The following is a 16,334-nucleotide window of genomic DNA, read 5'->3' on the forward strand; positions in this document are numbered from 1 at the left end:
TCCCGTCCTGCTTTTGTTTTGCCCGCCGGATTCTTTTCCGGTGCGGCCGCCCGGAGCCACCCGGGCGTTGTAATGGGTGCGTCGGCACAGGTGAGCAATCTAACTCATGATGACTCGCGGAATTCCGCTTGCGCCTGCCTGGATGCGAAGATTACCTGGCCGGAAGTGACGTGCAGCACAGGCTAAGCTCCGGCCACACGCACCCCACGGTTAGGAACTAAGCATGTCTGCTGACACCCCTCCCAAGAGGCCCTTAAACCACTCCGACGCGGTGGACGACGACGGCGGCGCCCCCGCCAAATGGAAGGTCGTCGGTCCCGGGCTGGTCGTGGCGGCAACCGGCGTCGGCGCAGCCGACATGGTGGCCACCCTCGTTGCCGGGTCCCGCTACGGGTATGCGCTGCTCTGGGCAGTGATCCTTGGCGTCATCCTGAAAATCATCCTGGTGGAGGGCGCCGGCCGCTTCACCCTTGCGACCGGCCTGACCATCTTCGAGGGTTGGCGGTCCCTGGGTAAATGGACCACCTGGTACTTCGGCCCGTACATCATGATCTGGGGTTTCATTTACGGAGCCACGGCCATGTCTTCCGCCGCCTTGCCGCTGGCCGCCGTTTTCCCGGTGCTCCCGTTGACGGCGTGGGCGGTCCTGATGGGCCTCGCCGGTTTCGTGATGGTCTGGTTCGGCCGATACGCCACCTTCGAGAAAATCACCGCAGTGCTGGTCGGGCTGATGTTTATTACGGTGGTGGGGCTGGCCGTGATTGCCGTGCCGAACATTCCGGCAATGTTCGCCGGGCTGGTGCCCATGATCCCCGAGGGCGGCGTCTTCTACACACTGGCCCTGGCCGGAGGTGTGGGCGGAACCATCACCCTCGCCGCCTACGGGTATTGGCTGCGGGAAAAGGGCTGGTACACCCCCAAGTGGATGCGGGTCATGCGCATCGACAATTCGATGGCTTACGTGATGACGGGCATTTTCGTGGTGGCAATGCTCATTGTCGGCGCCGAAGTGGTCCGCTCCGCAGGAGTGTCCCTTTCCAGCGGCGACGCCGGCCTGCTGGACCTGTATGACGTGCTGAAGGTGGAATACGGAGACGTGGTCGGCACCGGGTTCCTGATCGGGTTCTGGGCCGCGTCCTTCTCCTCGATCATCGGGGTGTGGAACGGCGTCTCGCTGATGTTCGCCGACTTCTGGGGGAACATCCGCGGCAAGGAATCCGGCCACCCCGACACCCGTATCGGCGGAAAGTACTTCCGCTTCTACGTCCTGTGGCTGACCTTCCCGCCGATGATCCTGTTCCAGCTCGGACAACCCATCGGCCTGATCCTGGTCTACGGTGTGCTGGGTTCGTTGTTCATGCCCTTCCTTGCGGTGACCCTGCTCGGCCTGCTCAACGGCCGCCGCATCCCCAAGCAATGGGCCAACAAACTCCATACCAACCTTGCCCTCGGTTTCACCGCACTGCTGTTCATTGCGCTGGGCATCCAGCAGCTGTGGGACAACATCGCCAAGGTGCTGTAGCGGCACTGAAACACCCGGGAAGCTCCCGCAGACCAGCCCGCCGCCGGCCTTCGGCGGCGGGCTAGTTTAGCGCAGCAGACGGGCTTCCACGAGGGGTAAAACAGAGTAAAAGAAAAGTGGTTACGGGCCATCTACGCAGCGATTCTGCTCAGCTACGCTATTAGCGGCGAGAGAAGGTTGCAGGATGGAAACCAGCGCAACGGGTGGCCTCGACAGGCTCATTGCAGGCCGATACCGACTCATCGAACCCATTGGATGCGGTGGCATGGCCACCGTCTATCGAGGCCAGGATGAAGCGCTCGGCCGCGACATTGCGGTTAAGGTCTTCCGTGCCAGTGCCGTGGCTCCGGACGACATCGGGCGGCAGGATAACGAGATGCGCCTCCTCGCTTCACTTTCGCATCCGGGCCTGGTCACCCTGTTCGATGCGGGCAAGGACGACGCCGGTCCTGCCGACGGCGCCGACGTCAAGGCGGAAGAGCCACGGACCTATCTGGTCATGGAGCTGGTGGACGGTCCGGACCTGCGCAAGCGCCTGCGCGAGGGCGCCGTCCAGTCTGCGGATGTCCCCTCCATCGGGGCCGAACTGGCAGGAGCCCTGGCCTACATCCATGACAGGGGGGTGGTTCACCGCGACGTAAAGCCGGCAAATATCCTGCTGCCGCCGGTTGTCGCGGGGACATCGCCGCGGGCCAAGCTGACGGATTTCGGTATCGCCCGGATCCTGGGAGGCGCCCGGATCACTGCTGCCGGTGCCACCCTCGGCACCGCCAACTACCTCAGCCCGGAGCAGGCTTCCGGACTCGGGGCAGAGGCAGCAAGTGATATTTACTCCCTTGGCCTGGTGCTGTTGGAATCCGTCACGGGACGGGTGGAGTTCAACGGCAGTGCTATCGAGGCAGCGGTCGCCCGCCTCAGCCGTGACCCCGAGATTCCCGACTCGCTGGAAAGCCATTGGCGCGGCCTGCTGTCCGCGATGACCAGCCGGGACCCGGACCTGAGGCCGACGGCAGCTGAAGTCTCTGCGACCCTGCTGGACTACCGGTGGGCGGAAGGGACGGTGCAGCCGGGACGAGTCCCGCAGTTGGCCGCCGGACCGTCCCGACCGTCCGCACCAGCCGGGCCTCCGGGGACCGCTGACCGTGCTCCTGCCGATCCGGCGTGGGACCCGTGGGGTGGACCGCCCACGCAGGCGGATGCCGTCTCCGGCATAGACGACGAAACCGGGGGAGCCGGCGTCGTCGTCGCCCCGGGAGAAGATGACGGAACCGGCGGCGGCCAGGCCCTGGGCAGGCATCCGTCGGCGCCGCTGCCCTCGGTTCCTCCGCCCACGGATCTGCCTGCCCTGTCGGGGCAGATTACGTCTCCGCCGAGTGCCCCGCCCACTGTAGGGACGGTAGCCGCAAGGCAGTTATCCGAGCCGACGCCGCGCGTGCAGGTGCTCGCCGACCCGCGGCCCTCCTTCGCCGGACGAGCCCTGCTTGCCGTCCTGGTGATGGCCGTGCTGACGGCAGCGGTGGTCCTGATGCTCGGGCGGGTGGGGGCGCTGCCGGACGGAGGCGTCATTCCGGGGGAGATCGGGCAGAACCTGGAGCGGCTGCAGGACAACTTCGGACCGTAGCCCGACCAGCCGCGGGATACTGGAACGATGAGTACCTCTACACCCGTCCCGTCCACCGCTGTCACCGACGAAAGCCGGTGCCCCTGCCTCAGCGGGGAAACCTACGGGAACTGCTGCGGACGCTTCCACTCCGGAGCCGCCACCGCCCCCACCGCGGAGGCGCTGATGCGCTCGCGGTACAGCGCCTTCGCCACCGGTAACGTCCCCTACCTGCTGGCCACGTGGCATCCGGACCACCGTCCCGCGAACCTCGAGCTGGACGCAGGGATCGAATGGCGGCGGCTGGATATCCTTTCCACCTCCGGCGGCGGCCCCCTGGACAACACCGGCACGGTTGAGTTCCTTGCCCACTACCGGCAGGACGGCCAGCGCGGTACACAGCAGGAAAGAAGCAGCTTTGTTCGTGAACGGGGCCAATGGCTCTATGTGGAGGGCCGATAGCCCGCCGCTCCTTCCGGACAGCCACGGGCGGGACCTAGGCTTGAAAGCATCCGACGGCGGCCCCGAAACAGGCCCGCTCAGGGAAGCTCCCGAAACGCAGGCGCATCAGAGGTCCTGCATGTAAGTCGGATGAGCAGGCGAGGACACTATGAAAGCACTCGTTTACGAAGGCCCCGGCCAGAAGTCCTGGAAGGACGTTCCCGACCCTCAGATCCACGACCCGCGGGATGCCATCGTCAAGATAGATACCACCACCATCTGCGGCACCGACCTGCATATCCTCAAAGGCGACGTTCCGGCAGTTACGCCGGGCCGGATCCTTGGCCATGAGGGGGTTGGCACCGTTACGGAGACCGGCTCCGGCGTGAATGCCTTCAAGACCGGCGACAAAGTGATCCTGTCCTGTGTATCGGCGGACGGTTCCTGCAGTTTCTGCAAGGACGGGCTCTATTCGCACTGCACCGGAGAGGAAGGGCAGTCCGGTATCGGCTGGATCTTCGGACACCTGATCGACGGGACGCAGGCCGAGTACGTCCGTGTGCCTTACGCGGACACGTCCATGTACCGGCTGCCGGAGAACGTCTCCCAGGAGCATGGTGTCCTGCTCAGCGACATCTTCCCCACCGGGTTTGAAATGGGTGTGCAGTACGGGCAGGTCCAGCCCGGCGACGTCGTCGCCGTGATCGGCGCAGGCCCCGTGGGGCTGGCCGTGATTGCGACCTCGGGACTGTACGGTGCCGCGAAAATCATCGCCGTGGACCTGGACGCCAACCGGGTGGAGCAGGCCCGAAAATTCGGTGCCACCCACGGCGTGAACTCCGGGGATGAGAACTGGCGGGAACAGATCATGGACCTGACGGACGGCTGGGGCGTGGACGTCGCGGTGGAGGCCGTGGGTATCCCTGCCACGTTCGAGATGTGCACCAGTATCGTCCGGCCCGGCGGCAACGTGGCCAACGTGGGGGTGCATGGGACGCCCGTGAGCCTGGAGCTGGACCGGCTGTGGATCGAGAACATCAACATCAGCATGGGCCTGGTCAACACGAATACCCTGTCCATGCTCCTGAAACTGATTGCCGAGGGGAAGCTACCGGCCGAGGAGTTCATCAGCCACCGCTATTCGCTGGCCGACATCCTCACGGCTTACGACACCTTCTCCCGCGCCGCCGAAACGAACGCGCTCAAGGTGATCCTGCAGGCCTGAACGGTTCTTCTGCGGGCAGGAGGGCGGCAGCCGGTTCCGGCTGCCGCCTTTGTGTGCAGCGGCGGCACGGGCAGATAATGAGAACTGCGGCCGCGTCTGCCCCCGCAGTTCTGAGTTCAGAAGAGGTTTTCCATGTCTAACGGCACCATGATTGCAGGACGGCTCAACGTTGAGACCGGCACGTTCGCCATGAAGGAAGTTCCGATTCCCGATCCCGGTCCGGGCTTTGTCCGTATCAAGGTCGGAGCTGCGGGCGTGTGCCTGTCCGACGTCCACCTGATTCAGGGCATGCTGCGCCCGCAGTTCCTCGAGGGCAACGAGGTCACCCTCGGCCACGAGGTGGCCGGCACCGTGGACCTTCCCGGAACAGGAGTCACCTCCGTGGCTCCCGGCGACCGGGTGGTGGTGCAGGCCGGGTACGAGTACAACGGCGTCACGCTGACCATGGGTGTTGATTTCGACGGCGGCTGGGCCGAGTACCTCGTGGTTCCCGCCGGTGTGCTGGTACCGCTGGGGGATGACATTCCCTTCGACCAGGCGTCCATCATTCCGGACGCCGTGTCCACTCCCTGGGCTGCCATTGCCTCCACAGCTGAAGTGCGCGCCGGTGAAGCAGTGGGCGTCTGGGGCATCGGCGGGCTCGGTGCCCACGGTGTCCAGCTGCTGCGCCTGATTGGTGCCGCGCCCATCATTGCCGTTGATCCCATCCCCGAGGCCCGGGAGCGTGCCCTGGAATTCGGTGCGGATCTGGCCCTCGATCCGATGGCGGAGGATTTCCCGGACGCGATGAAGGCCGCCACCGCCGGCCAGGGGCTCGACGTCGCCCTGGACTTCGCCGGTGTCGACGCCGTCCGAACCCAGGCCATCAACTGCCTGGGCCGGAGCGGACGTCTTGTGCTCGTGGGCCTGTCCGGCAAGCCGATGACCATCAACGACAGCACCGGCTTCTCCTACGCACGCAAGCAGATCCGCGGCCATTACGGCTCGGACGCCCACCATGTGCCGCAGCTCGTGTCCCTGGCCCGGCTGGGCCGGCTCGACTTCGCCAAATCCGTCAGCGCACGCATTCCCCTGGCCGACGCCGAGCAGGCGGTCAAGGCGCTCGACGCGAAGGAAGGCAACCCGATCCGCCTGGTGCTGATCCCGTAGCGTCCCCGGCCGTAAACAGCAGGAGCTCCCCGCCGCGGCGGGGAGCTCCTGCTGTCCTTCTACGTGCGCCGTTACGGCATGTCAGCGTAGCGGACGGCGTCCGCAAGGGCCTGTTCCAGCCCCTTGGTATCCAGCGCTTTCACGTAGGCGGGGGTGTCCCGCTGCCAGCGCCAGCCCTCGGCCAGCTGGCCGGCGTTGACGACGTCGAACCCGAATTCGTTTATCAGGGACGTGACCAGTTCCTTGGACGCCGCGTCGTTGCCGGCAATCGGCAGCGCGCGGCGGTTCGGCGTTCCGGCGGGTGCGGCCTGGCTGGTCAGATGGTCCGCAATGATGTTGTTGAACGCCTTCACCACGTGCGAATCGGGAAGGTGGTTCTGCAGCAGTTCGCTGGTAGTGCTGGACTCGTCGTCAAGCTCGGCAATGTTCCCGTCGCGCTGCGGGTAGTAGTTCATGGTGTCGATGACGGTCTTGCCGCGCAGTTCCTCCACCGGCACGTCCGCGTAGTTCTTCAACGGGATGCTCACCACCACTAGGTCTGAGGCTTTCGCGGCTTCGGCCGGGGTGGCCGCACGGGCATGCTCGCCCAATTCCATGATGAGTACCTGGAGGGTCTCGGGGTCCCGTGAGTTACTGAGGACGACGTCGTACCCCTGCTTCACTGCCAGGCGAGCCAACTGCGACCCGATGTTCCCGCTGCCGATAAAGCCGATGGTCCGAATACGAGGTGTGCTCTCCAGTGTGCTCATAAAGGGCATAACCGTGGAGGCTGCCAAATATTCCGGCCCTGCTGTTACGTCGCGGAAATCTAAGTTCCCTACGATCGGCCCATGACTGCACCCTCCCGTCCCATTGCCCTGCCTGGTCCAGCCGCCCCGCAGGACCCCCGCCGTCGTCGGACACTGGTGTGGATGGGGCTCGCCGTCCTCGCCCTCCACCTGCTGGGGTGGGGCGGTTTCCTGCTGGCGGTCGCACCGCACGGATACACCACGGCTGCGGGATCAGGGTTCGGCGCCGGACTTGCCCTGACCGCCTACCTGCTGGGCGTACGGCATGCGTTCGATGCGGACCACATCGCGGCGATCGATAACACGAGCCGAAAACTGGCTGCCGGCGGCAACCCGCCGGTCTCGACGGGTTTCTGGTTTGCCCTGGGCCATTCAACCGTTGTGCTGCTCGCCGTCGGGCTGCTCGCGGCCGGCGTGAATGTAGTCGCCGGGCAGCTCACCGACGACGCTTCGGTGCTTCGACAGTTTTCCGGGGTGTGGGGGCCGGCTGTTTCCGGGACCTTCCTACTGGCAATCGGTGCCATCAACCTGCTTGCCCTGCGCGGCATTGTCCGGGCGTACCGGAAACTGCGGGCCGGGAGGTACAACGACGTCGAGCTGGAGCGGACGCTGGATCAGCGCGGATTGGTTGCCCGGATGCTGGCTCCGCTGGCACGCCGCGTGGATAAGGCCTGGAAGCTGTATCCACTCGGCTTCCTGTTCGGGCTCGGACTGGACACCGCCACCACCATCGGCCTGTTTGTGGTGGCGGGCGGTGCCGTCGTCGTCCTGCCGTGGCAGGCGGTGATGGTGCTGCCGCTGCTGTTCACCGCGGGCATGGTCCTTTTCGATTCGTTGGACGGGATCCTCATGAGCCGGGTCTACCGGTGGGCCTTCGACTCTCCACAACGCAAACTGTTCTACAACCTGGTCATTACGGTCGTTTCGGTGCTGGCTGCCTTCGGTGTCGGCGCTGTGGTGCTTGGCGGACTGTTCACCGAGACGCTGGCGCTGGAATCGGGGCCGGTCGCGTGGCTGGGGAACCTGGACCTGGAGTATTTCGGTTTCGGAGTGGTGGGTCTGTTTGTTGGCGTCTGGGGAATCGCCTACGCATTGCGGCGGGTCTCGGGGGATCGGCTGAGTATTTCTGAGAGGGCCTGATTCCGCCCGTGGAAATACCTGACTACTGGGGGCCCTCCTGAGCGTTACAGCCGGCGCAGGTAGCGTTCCGGGCCGTCGAGGAAACTCTTCCAATTGGTCACCAGATCCAGTTCGTCCCACTGGCGCTCCCGGAATCCCCACGGACCCAGCTCGAGGATCCGGGCTCCCGGAAGCGCGGCGAGAAGCGGTGAGTGGGTGGAGAGCAGGACCTGTGATTTGCCGTCTGCGAGCTTGTCCTTGAGGACACCCAACAGGGCCAGGCAACCGGAGAAGGACAACGCGGATTCGGGTTCGTCCAGGACCCACAGCCCCGGTCCGCGGAACCTGTCCGATGCCAGGGCCAGAAAGGATTCCCCGTGCGAGAGGGAATGGAACTCCACATCCAGGCGGGCCGTGGAGGGGTTCTGCTCCAAGTAGGTAAAAAATCCGTGCATCGTCTCGGCCCGCAGGAAATAGCCCCGCTTTGTCGCGCCGGGATTACGCACCAGCTGCAGGTGGCCGCTGAGCTCCGATTCGGTGCTGCGGGTAGTGTGACGGGCGCCGGTGGAACCGCCTTCGGGGGACAGGCCAAAGGCCAGTGCCACCGATTCGATCAGCGTGGACTTGCCGGAACCGTTTTCGCCCACGAAGACCGTGGCGGGGGCAAGGTCAAGCCCTCCATCCAGCAACTGGGCCACAGGAGGCAGGGTTGCAGGCCACTTCTGCCGGTCCAGAGGTTCCAAGGGATGCTCCCGAACCTGGCGGATGGGGAATCGGTCCGAGAACATACGCAGAGTGTGCCATGTTCAGGCTTGAAGGATCGGGTCAGGTTCACCCAGCAACCCGTCCTTCCAAGACCGGTAGACGGGGTCGGTTTCCCGTGCGGCTTCATGTGCCGTACCGGCAAGTGCCCGAATCGCTGCCCCCTCCGCCGCAAACTCCAGCCGCCGCGCACCGCCGTCACCTGGCCTGGCGCCGCCGGTCGGACGCAGCGACGGCGGCCGCCAACCCGCCGCCGTCGCACTGGAGAGCACCTTGGCGGAGCCCAGGACGCCGACGGCGCGTCGGCGCGGTCCGCGCAGATCAAGGTCTTCGTACAGGTAGTCCGTGTCCGGACCGGTCAACCGGGTGATGCTGCGCAGCGGCCCGGCCTCCTCGCCGGAGCGGCCGAGGACCAGCGTTTCGCGGATCAACACCCGTGCGCCGGTGCCCAGCTTCACACGGGTTTCGCGCAGTACGTTGGACCCGGCGGCAGCCACAAACGGCGCTCCCTCCCAGATCAGCACCGCACCCTCATCCAGCACCGCCTCCAGCGTCCAGCGGGACTGCTTGCCCTCGGCGTCGTAAGCCACCATGCCGGCCGGCTCGACCACCTCCAACGTGACACCCGGACCCACAGCCACCTCAATCCGGACATCATCTCCGCCGAGCAGCATCATGTGGATTCCGATCAGCGCCACCCGCAGCTGCCGCGCGCCGGAACCCGATCCGCCGGCAACCGGACGGGGCGCCAGATAATGCCCCTGGTCCAGGAGCGCGAAGCGTGCTCCCTCGCCGGCGGGTTCCACTGCGATGCGGGTAGGCCGCTGCCCGGGGTGTGCGCCGGCCGGTGCGGAAGCAGGCACCCGCTCAGTGCTGGTGTCGGACAGCTTCTTCATCCCCGTGCGTGTGGATAAACCCGCCGTCTTCGTCCGCATGGAAATGCGGAGCCATGGGCCCGGGATCCTGCGGCGTGTGCTGCCCGGACCGGTGCAGGGCCACCAACCCGCGGACCCAGGCGCAGAGTTCGTCCACGGTGTCCTGCTGCTTGCGGGAGAGGGCCAGCACCGGAGCTCCTTCCCTGGCCGCGACGGCGTCCGCCACCATCTGTTCCACGTCGACTTCCACGTACGGGGCCAGATCGATTTTGTTGATCACCAGCAGATCGGCACGGGCAATACCCGGTCCGCCCTTCCGGGCGACATCGCCGCCGCCGGCGACGTCCAGGACAAAGATCTGCGCGTCCACCAGGGCAGGGGAGAAGGTGGCAGTGAGGTTGTCGCCGCCGCTTTCGACCAGGACGAGGTCCAGCGGCGCGAAGTCCGATTCCAGGTCCTCCACGGCAAGCAGGTTGGTGGTCACGTCATCGCGGATGGCGGTGTGGGGACAGGCACCGGTTTCCACTGCGCGGATACGCTCTTCCGGGAGAACGCCCGCGGAGCGGAGGAACCGGGCATCCTCATCCGTGTAGATGTCGTTGGTGATCACGCCGATCTGCAGCTCACCGGCCATGGCCCGGCAGATGGTGGCAATCAACGAGCTCTTGCCGGTGCCGACCGGACCGGCAACTCCCAGGCGCAGCGATCGGGTGGACGGGGCAGCGGCGGGGAACGAATTGTCAGGCAACGAATAGTCTCCTTGTTCTAGTGGTGTGGTCTTCGGCCCAGTGCTCCATCAACGGGGCACTGAGGGCAGGAATATCGTCTAGGCCACCGACGAGCAGCGATTCCACGGCGACGGCGTCAATCTCTTCGGCGGCGTCCAGGATCCAGGCGGTGGCATCCATCGGGTCGATGGGCAGCAGCTTCAAGGCGGCCGCCACCACCGACTGCGCATCGTCGTAGCAGCAGAGCCGGGCGAGCTGCAGCTCGCCGACGCCGAGCGCGGCGGCGGTGACGCCCAGCGACACCGGACGGGTAGGGCGCGGAACGGTCCGCTGCAGCTCGACGACGGCGGGAGAGTCCGGTTTCAGCTTCCCGGCCAGGCGCAGCATGCCCCGGCCCAGACGGCGCGAGGCCTCCCGCTGCGCAGCGGAGGGTGTCCGCGCGTCGAGGGCAGCCTCGATCCGGGCAAAGCCGATGCCCGCTATGCCGCAGGCGGACCTGTGTGCCAGCACGGCAGCGGCGGTTTCCACCCGGACCACCGTGTGCAGCCGGGCGAGCAGGTAGGGATACACGCCGTCGACGTCCAGGCCGGCCAGGACCGCCGGCTCCAGGCCCGCCGAGTGCGAGTACGCTCCGGAGGGCAACCGCGAATCGGCCAGCAGGAAAGCGGCAACGCCGGCGTCGGGAACTAGCAGCATCGTTCCCCCTAGAACAGCGAGTAGCGCTGGGTCAGGGGCAGCTCGGATACGGGAGCCGGTTCGATGACCTGCCCGTCGATGCTGACCATAAATGTTTCCGGGTTCACCTGGATGTCCGGCAGCGCCGTGTTATTCGGCAGTGATGCCTTGGTGACGTCCCGGGTGGAACGGATGGCGGTCAGCGTGCGGGTCAGACCGAGCCGGTCCGCCAGTCCGTCGTCGAGCGCTGCCGGCGCTACAAAGGAGGTGGACAGATGCGGTGCCGACGACGCCGTTCCCGCCAGTGCTTCCCGCATCCAGACGGGCTGGGGCGTGGGCAGGGTGGCATTGGGGTCACCCATCTGGCCGGCCACGATCGCTCCGCCCTTGATCACCAGCGTCGGACGGATACCGAAGAACGCCGGATCCCACAGCACCAGGTCCGCCATTTTGCCGACCTCGACGGAGCCGACCTCATGGTCGATGCCGTGCGCCACCGCAGGGCAGATGGTGTATTTGGCAATGTAGCGGCGCACCCGCTCATTGTCGGCCGGTAGCTGGGACGCCGTGGCGCCCATGTAGTCCTTCATAACGTGCGCCACCTGCCAGGTACGGGTGATCGTTTCGCCGATGCGGCCCATGGCCTGGGCGTCGGAAGAGGTAATGGACATGGCGCCGAGGTCCTGGAGGACGTCCTCGGCCATCATGGTGTTGGCCCGGATCCGGGACTCGGCAAAGGCCAGGTCCTCGGGGATCCGCGGATTCAGGTGATGGCAGACCATCAGCATGTCCAGATGCTCCGCCACGGTGTTGACCGTGAAGGGGAGGGTCGGGTTGGTTGACGCCGGCAGGACATTCGCAGCGGCAGCCACCGTGATGATGTCCGGGGCATGTCCGCCGCCGGCACCCTCGGCGTGGAACACATGGATGCCGCGGCCGTTGATCGCGTCCAGCGTGTTCTGCACATAGCCGGCCTCGTTCAGTGAATCCGCGTGCAGCGCCACCTGCACGCCCCACCGGTCCGCGGCGGTCAAGGCGGCGTCGATGGCGGCCGGCGTCGACCCCCAGTCCTCGTGGACCTTGTAGCCTGCGGCGCCGGCAAGTGCCTGCTCTTCCAGCCCGGCCTGGCTGACCGTGTTGCCCTTGCCGTAGAGCAGGAAGTTCAGCGGCAGGTGGTCCAGCGCCCGGTGCATCACCTGCAGGTTCCAGGCGCCCGGCGTCACTGTCGTCGCCTTGGACCCTTCGGCCGGACCGGTGCCGCCGCCGCCCACGGTCGTGATGCCGGAGGCAAGCGCCTCCCGCAGGGCATCGGTGCCCAGCAGGTGGACGTGGGTGTCGATTCCGCCGGCAGTGAGGATCCGGCGCTCGCCGGAAATGATCTCGGTCCCGGGGCCGATGACCAGCGCCGGATCGATTCCGTCCATGATGTCCGGGTTGCCGGACTTCCCGATGCCCGCTATCCGGCCGTTCCGGACGCCGACGTCGGCGCGCACAATGCCCCAGTGGTCCACGATGATGACGTTGGTGATCACCAGGTCCGGCGCACCCTCGGCGGAACTACGGGTGGACTGGGCCATGGACTCCCGGATGTTCTTGCCGCCTCCGAAGACGGATTCATCCCCGCCGAAGGTGTAATCCTGTTCCGGGCTGATCCAAAGATCGGTATCGCCCAGCCGGACCGAGTCGCCCGTGGTGGGGCCGTATAGGTGGGCGTATTCATCCCTGCTGATCCGCATGTTCAGGCCCCTTCCGTCGCGGTACCCCGTAGTTGAAGGCCGGGAACCTTGCCGCTGCCAGCCAACCGGACGAGGGTTACCTCGCGGGAGGCGCCGGGTTCAAACCGGACGGCCGTACCTGCCGGGACGCCCAGCCGGAAGCCGACGGCGGCATCCCGGTCGAAGCGCAGCGCCGAATTCACGTCAGCGAAGTGGAAGTGGGAGCCGATCTGGACCGGACGGTCGCCGTCGTTGGTCACCACCAAGCGGCGGGTCTCGCGTCCGGCATTGATCTCCACGTCTCCCTGCGCGGTACGGATTTCGCCGGGAACCATGCTCATGAGATCGGATCCGTAATAGTGACCAGTTTGCGGCCGTCAGGAAAGGTCGCTTCAATCTGCAGGTCCGGAAGCATTTCCGGCACCCCCTCCATCACTTCGTCGCGGCGCAGGACCGAGCGTCCCTCGCTCATCAGGTCGGCAACCAGCCCGCCCTCGCGTGCCCGTTCCATCACCCAGCAGGAAAGCAGGGCCACGGCCTCGGGATAGTTGAGCCGGATGCCGCGTTCCCTGCGGTCGCGTGCCACCATGCCGGCAACACTGAGCAGCAGCTTGTCCTTATCAGCGGGAGTGAGGAACATGCGCCGATTGTGCCACCGGGTTGTTTCCGGGGTGTTGCGTAATTTGCCTAAACGTCGAAACCTAAACGTCGAAATTGGGAGCCGGGAGTCTTCCGCCATAGACTTCGGCAGTGAATTCCGGACTGCTGCTGGCGATCTTGGTCGCCGTCTTTGTTGGGGGAATCGCGCAGCGTGTGGCCGGGATTGGCTTCGGACTCCTGCTGGCGCCGTTCTTCATCGTTGCCCTCGGCCCGTACCCGGGTGTCGTGGTCACCAATGTGTGCGGCATGCTGGCCGCCGGTCTGGTGATCCGGCACGTCTGGCAGCGTATCGACTGGAAAATGTACGTCTCGCTGGCCGTGCCGGCGGCGCTCGGCGTGCTGCTGGGAACATATGCGGCGTCGGTCCTTCCGGTGGGACCGCTGGAAATCGGAGTCGGTGTTTTTATGCTCGCCGCCCTGACGTCATCCCTGGTGCTGAACCGGACCGAGATGGTGCTGCGCGGAGGTTCGCCGAAAGCTGCCGCAGGACTCTTAGCCGGAATCAGCAACTCCATGGCCGGAGCCGGGGTTCCAGCCGTGAGCGCCTACGCAGTCCTGGCCAAGTGGCCGCAGGCATCCTTCATGGCAACCATGCAGCCCTTCCTTGCCACGCTGAGCATTGTGACCCTGGCGGCCCACGCCGTGGTGGACCCGGGGGAGTGGCCGCAGCTGGCCTGGTGGCTCTGGGTACTGCTCGGCATCCTCACCGTTGCCGGGCTTCGAACCGGAAGCCGGCTGGCACCGCACGTTCCCGAGTCCACGGCCCGCCGCGTCGTCGTCGTTCTGGCCTACCTGGGAGCCGTGTCCGCCCTGGTCAAGGGGATCATCGACCTGCAGTAGCCGCAGAGCCTATTTGCCGCCGGACTTTCCCGCACGCTCCTTGGCGGCCTTGGCAACCTTCACGGCTGCAGCCGCCTTGGCAACCTTCACGGCCTTCCCGGACTTGTCGGCTTTGGCTGCCTTCGCAGTCTTGGCGGCTTTGGCCGTCTTGCCCGCCTTCGCCGCTGCCTTGCCTGCACCCTTGGCGCCGACCGCTGCCGCGGTACCCATCACCGGCGTCGGAACCTTGACGACCTTGACCTTGGTCTTCGGCCGTTTGCGGTCCAGGACCAGTGCGGTGGCAATGCCGGCCATCCAGGTGTCCTTTGCCAGCCCCATGCCGTCGGGGGAGGGGCGGATGCCATCCGCTTCCGTCATTTCCGGCGTCATGAGGTACATCCGGATCATGCCGCCGGAGAAGCCGCCCAAAATGAGCCCGGCCAGGCGGCTGGGAACGAACGGGAGCAGCAGGGACAGTCCCACGCAGATCTCCGCGTTGCTCAGCAGCTTGCCGAATTTCGCCGGTTCAATGTCCTGGACCTGGGGAAAGGCTTTGGCGGCCATCTGCTGCAGGTACGCGGCGCTTTCCGCATCCAGATTGCGCTTATTGAGACCGGAATTGAGGATGTAGGCGCCGGTGGTCAGGCGCAGGGGAATATGGCTGAGTTTCATGGGAGTCCCTTCGATTCAATTCTGAGCCTACGGCCGCCGCGGTGCCTGCGCCAGAGTAGACGCTGGAACGAACGGTGGCGAAGAGCCGGGCGAAAATGTCCGAAACGCGGGGGAACAGGTTACTCACCGGTCGCCTTGTCTGCTTTTATAAAGGGGTACGCCGCAGCAGCTGTCGACACAAGAAGGTTCCGATGGAATTCCTCCCGGGTGAGCATCCTCGCCCGCGTCATTTCCTCCTCCATCTCAGCGACACGCACCTGCTCGGGGGTGACAACCGCCTGTATGGCGCAGTGGACAGCCATGCCAAACTTCGTGCACTCTTCGCCCGTCTCGAAGACAGCGGACAACAGCCCGAAGCTCTTATTTTCACCGGCGACCTGGCGGACCGCGGTGAAGCCGGCGCCTACGCCAAGCTCCGGGAGATCGTTATCCCTGCCGCTGAACGGATGGGTTCCCGGGTGATCTGGGCGATGGGCAACCACGACAACCGGGCGGCTTTCCGCCAGGTCCTGCTAAACGAGGCTCCGGAAATGTCGCCGGTGGACCAGGTGCACCACCTCGGCGGGCTGCGGATCATCACCCTCGACACCACCGTCCCGGACCACCACCACGGGGAGCTCAGCGACAGCCAGCTTGCCTGGCTGCGGCGGGAACTGCAGAAGGCCGCTCCGGAGGGAACCATCCTGGCAATGCACCATCCGCCGGTCCCCAGCGTGCAGGACCTCGCCGTCCTGGTTGAACTGCGGCATCAGCACCGGCTTGCAGGCGTCTTGGCGGGCAGCGATGTCCGGGCCATCATCGCCGGGCACCTGCACTATTCGACCTTCAGCACCTTCGCCGGGATCCCCGTGTCCGTAGCGTCAGCCACCTGTTACACGCAGGACCTCGCGACGCCGGGGACCCGCGGCCAGGATGCGGGCCAGGGCTACAACATGGTCCACCTCTACGAGGATTCGGTGGTGCACTCCGTGGTGCCCTTGGAGGAAAGCGGCACCGTGGGGGAGCAGGTGGGGCCGGAGGAAACCGCTGCCCGCCTGGCGGAGGCGGGTATCCGGCTACCAGGTGCGCTCACACTGACATCCGCCTAGTCCCGGGACGGGTCCGGGCCCAGGTTGAAGAACCGGCCGGTGACGGTTTCGGGCACAATCTCCACGTAGCGGTACTTCTCCGTGCGAACCCAGGGCTGCAGGGGAAGGCTGTCCGCGGCTTCGATCTCGGCCCCCGTCTCCAGGAAGCGGGTTGTTCCCTTGACGATGACGGACCAGGCCTGGTCACTGTGGATGCCGTCGGCTTCGAACGCTACGTGCGTATTGACCGCCATTTCCGCCAGCTTCGTGCCCGGCGCGGTGCGAAGGAGGAGTACGCCGTCGTGCGCCAGGTAGTTGATGGGATAGATGCTGGGGCGGTTAGCCACGCTGACCGCAAGACGGCCGTGATGCGTGTGTTCCAGAAACTTCCAGCTTTCTTCTGAAGACAGTTCAACCACGGGCGGCAGCTCTTCATTAGTCATTCACACAGTGTGCCAACAGCACCTCCGGACCGCCACCATCAGGTTGCTTATGAACTTGACTCTGTCCCTACCCT

The 16,334-nt window shown here is 65.7% G+C and carries 18 protein-coding genes; 8 read left to right on the plus strand and 10 right to left on the minus strand.

The annotated features are described in order from the left end of the window. The first annotated feature begins 223 nt into the window (after positions 1 to 223). The 5 genes from N2K98_RS03950 to N2K98_RS03970 all read left to right on the plus strand — a co-directional run bounded on the left by N2K98_RS03950 (position 224) and on the right by N2K98_RS03970 (position 5,937). Positions 224 to 1,522, plus strand: coding sequence for an Nramp family divalent metal transporter (locus N2K98_RS03950; protein ID WP_255866106.1), 1,299 nt, complete (start codon positions 224 to 226; stop codon positions 1,520 to 1,522). Between the two features lie 184 nt (positions 1,523 to 1,706). Beyond that, positions 1,707 to 3,143, plus strand: coding sequence for a serine/threonine-protein kinase (locus N2K98_RS03955; RefSeq protein WP_255866107.1), 1,437 nt, complete (start codon positions 1,707 to 1,709; stop codon positions 3,141 to 3,143). Between the two features lie 27 nt (positions 3,144 to 3,170). Then, a complete protein-coding gene (locus tag N2K98_RS03960) occupies positions 3,171 to 3,584 on the plus strand; it encodes a YchJ family protein (protein ID WP_255866108.1) in 414 nt (137 codons plus the stop codon). A 148-nt stretch (positions 3,585 to 3,732) separates the two neighbouring features. Beyond that, positions 3,733 to 4,788, plus strand: coding sequence for a zinc-dependent alcohol dehydrogenase family protein (locus N2K98_RS03965; RefSeq protein ID WP_255866109.1), 1,056 nt, complete (start codon positions 3,733 to 3,735; stop codon positions 4,786 to 4,788). A gap of 132 nt (positions 4,789 to 4,920) precedes the next feature. Further along, positions 4,921 to 5,937, plus strand: a complete 1,017-nt coding sequence (locus N2K98_RS03970; RefSeq protein ID WP_255866110.1) for a zinc-binding dehydrogenase — start codon at positions 4,921 to 4,923, stop codon at positions 5,935 to 5,937. A 71-nt stretch (positions 5,938 to 6,008) separates the two neighbouring features. Here N2K98_RS03970 and N2K98_RS03975 read toward each other — a convergent pair whose 3' ends face one another. Further along, the gene (locus tag N2K98_RS03975) at positions 6,009 to 6,659 is read right to left on the minus strand and encodes an NADPH-dependent F420 reductase (protein WP_255866143.1); all 651 of its coding nucleotides are present in this window, start codon (positions 6,657 to 6,659) and stop codon (positions 6,009 to 6,011) included. Between the two features lie 108 nt (positions 6,660 to 6,767). Here N2K98_RS03975 and N2K98_RS03980 point away from each other — a divergent pair, with 108 nt between their 5' ends. After that, positions 6,768 to 7,865 (plus strand): HoxN/HupN/NixA family nickel/cobalt transporter, encoded by a 1,098-nt coding sequence (locus tag N2K98_RS03980; protein WP_255866112.1) that lies wholly within the window; start codon positions 6,768 to 6,770, stop codon positions 7,863 to 7,865. Positions 7,866 to 7,909: 44 nt separating this feature from the next. Here the strand turns inward: N2K98_RS03980 and N2K98_RS03985 are convergent, their stop codons facing one another. From N2K98_RS03985 to N2K98_RS04015, 7 genes are read right to left on the minus strand one after another with little or no spacing between them, the layout of a single operon-like run. Then, positions 7,910 to 8,632 carry an AAA family ATPase gene (locus N2K98_RS03985; RefSeq protein ID WP_255866113.1) on the minus strand — a complete coding sequence of 241 codons (723 nt, stop codon included), beginning with the start codon at positions 8,630 to 8,632 and terminating at the stop codon, positions 7,910 to 7,912. Between the two features lie 18 nt (positions 8,633 to 8,650). After that, positions 8,651 to 9,502: an urease accessory protein UreD gene (locus N2K98_RS03990; RefSeq protein ID WP_255866114.1), complete on the minus strand. Its 852-nt coding sequence runs from the start codon at positions 9,500 to 9,502 to the stop codon at positions 8,651 to 8,653. Beyond that, positions 9,474 to 10,229, minus strand: coding sequence for an urease accessory protein UreG (ureG, locus tag N2K98_RS03995; protein ID WP_255866115.1), 756 nt, complete (start codon positions 10,227 to 10,229; stop codon positions 9,474 to 9,476). The genes N2K98_RS03990 and ureG overlap by 29 nt, the downstream gene beginning before the upstream one ends. Continuing rightward, positions 10,222 to 10,905, minus strand: a complete 684-nt coding sequence (locus N2K98_RS04000; RefSeq protein WP_255866116.1) for an urease accessory protein UreF — start codon at positions 10,903 to 10,905, stop codon at positions 10,222 to 10,224. Before N2K98_RS04000 ends, ureG begins: the two co-directional genes overlap by 8 nt. Before the next feature lie 8 nt (positions 10,906 to 10,913). Then, positions 10,914 to 12,620 carry an urease subunit alpha gene (locus N2K98_RS04005; RefSeq protein WP_255866117.1) on the minus strand — a complete coding sequence of 569 codons (1,707 nt, stop codon included), beginning with the start codon at positions 12,618 to 12,620 and terminating at the stop codon, positions 10,914 to 10,916. 2 nt (positions 12,621 to 12,622) lie between these two features. Next, on the minus strand, positions 12,623 to 12,940 hold the full coding sequence (locus N2K98_RS04010; protein ID WP_308219833.1) for an urease subunit beta: 318 nt from the start codon (positions 12,938 to 12,940) through the stop codon (positions 12,623 to 12,625). Further along, complete coding sequence (locus N2K98_RS04015; protein WP_255798454.1) at positions 12,937 to 13,239, minus strand: urease subunit gamma; 303 nt, start codon at positions 13,237 to 13,239, stop codon at positions 12,937 to 12,939. Before N2K98_RS04015 ends, N2K98_RS04010 begins: the two co-directional genes overlap by 4 nt. 110 nt (positions 13,240 to 13,349) lie before the next feature. Here N2K98_RS04015 and N2K98_RS04020 point away from each other — a divergent pair, with 110 nt between their 5' ends. Then, positions 13,350 to 14,099 (plus strand): sulfite exporter TauE/SafE family protein, encoded by a 750-nt coding sequence (locus tag N2K98_RS04020; protein WP_255866118.1) that lies wholly within the window; start codon positions 13,350 to 13,352, stop codon positions 14,097 to 14,099. 9 nt (positions 14,100 to 14,108) lie between these two features. Here the strand turns inward: N2K98_RS04020 and N2K98_RS17195 are convergent, their stop codons facing one another. Further along, positions 14,109 to 14,750 carry a hypothetical protein gene (locus N2K98_RS17195; protein ID WP_308219834.1) on the minus strand — a complete coding sequence of 214 codons (642 nt, stop codon included), beginning with the start codon at positions 14,748 to 14,750 and terminating at the stop codon, positions 14,109 to 14,111. Between the two features lie 191 nt (positions 14,751 to 14,941). Between N2K98_RS17195 and N2K98_RS04030 the strand changes: the two genes are divergently transcribed. After that, complete coding sequence (locus N2K98_RS04030; protein WP_255866119.1) at positions 14,942 to 15,838, plus strand: phosphodiesterase; 897 nt, start codon at positions 14,942 to 14,944, stop codon at positions 15,836 to 15,838. Here the strand turns inward: N2K98_RS04030 and N2K98_RS04035 are convergent. After that, positions 15,835 to 16,260: a pyridoxamine 5'-phosphate oxidase family protein gene (locus tag N2K98_RS04035; RefSeq protein WP_255798457.1), complete on the minus strand. Its 426-nt coding sequence runs from the start codon at positions 16,258 to 16,260 to the stop codon at positions 15,835 to 15,837. The two genes, N2K98_RS04030 and N2K98_RS04035, sit on opposite strands and share 4 nt — an antisense overlap. Between the last annotated feature and the right edge of the window lie 74 nt (positions 16,261 to 16,334).

Source organism: Arthrobacter jinronghuae (assembly GCF_025244825.1).
GTDB lineage: Bacteria > Actinomycetota > Actinomycetes > Actinomycetales > Micrococcaceae > Arthrobacter_B > Arthrobacter_B jinronghuae.

What these genes read in the sequence shown, in the direction of transcription:
- N2K98_RS03955 (WP_255866107.1), top strand. Translation starts at nt 1,707, where the DNA reads ATGGAAACCAGCGCAACGGGTGGCCTCGACAGGCTCATTGCAGGCCGA.
- N2K98_RS17195 (WP_308219834.1), bottom strand. Translation starts at nt 14,750, where the DNA reads ATGAAACTCAGCCATATTCCCCTGCGCCTGACCACCGGCGCCTACATC.
- N2K98_RS03990 (WP_255866114.1), bottom strand. Translation starts at nt 9,502, where the DNA reads ATGAAGAAGCTGTCCGACACCAGCACTGAGCGGGTGCCTGCTTCCGCA.
- N2K98_RS04005 (WP_255866117.1), bottom strand. Translation starts at nt 12,620, where the DNA reads ATGCGGATCAGCAGGGATGAATACGCCCACCTATACGGCCCCACCACG.
- N2K98_RS04000 (WP_255866116.1), bottom strand. Translation starts at nt 10,905, where the DNA reads ATGCTGCTAGTTCCCGACGCCGGCGTTGCCGCTTTCCTGCTGGCCGAT.
- N2K98_RS03985 (WP_255866113.1), bottom strand. Translation starts at nt 8,632, where the DNA reads ATGTTCTCGGACCGATTCCCCATCCGCCAGGTTCGGGAGCATCCCTTG.
- N2K98_RS03970 (WP_255866110.1), top strand. Translation starts at nt 4,921, where the DNA reads ATGTCTAACGGCACCATGATTGCAGGACGGCTCAACGTTGAGACCGGC.
- N2K98_RS04030 (WP_255866119.1), top strand. Translation starts at nt 14,942, where the DNA reads ATGGAATTCCTCCCGGGTGAGCATCCTCGCCCGCGTCATTTCCTCCTC.
- N2K98_RS03950 (WP_255866106.1), top strand. Translation starts at nt 224, where the DNA reads ATGTCTGCTGACACCCCTCCCAAGAGGCCCTTAAACCACTCCGACGCG.
- N2K98_RS03965 (WP_255866109.1), top strand. Translation starts at nt 3,733, where the DNA reads ATGAAAGCACTCGTTTACGAAGGCCCCGGCCAGAAGTCCTGGAAGGAC.
- N2K98_RS03980 (WP_255866112.1), top strand. Translation starts at nt 6,768, where the DNA reads ATGACTGCACCCTCCCGTCCCATTGCCCTGCCTGGTCCAGCCGCCCCG.
- N2K98_RS04015 (WP_255798454.1), bottom strand. Translation starts at nt 13,239, where the DNA reads ATGTTCCTCACTCCCGCTGATAAGGACAAGCTGCTGCTCAGTGTTGCC.
- N2K98_RS04010 (WP_308219833.1), bottom strand. Translation starts at nt 12,940, where the DNA reads ATGAGCATGGTTCCCGGCGAAATCCGTACCGCGCAGGGAGACGTGGAG.
- N2K98_RS03960 (WP_255866108.1), top strand. Translation starts at nt 3,171, where the DNA reads ATGAGTACCTCTACACCCGTCCCGTCCACCGCTGTCACCGACGAAAGC.
- N2K98_RS04035 (WP_255798457.1), bottom strand. Translation starts at nt 16,260, where the DNA reads ATGACTAATGAAGAGCTGCCGCCCGTGGTTGAACTGTCTTCAGAAGAA.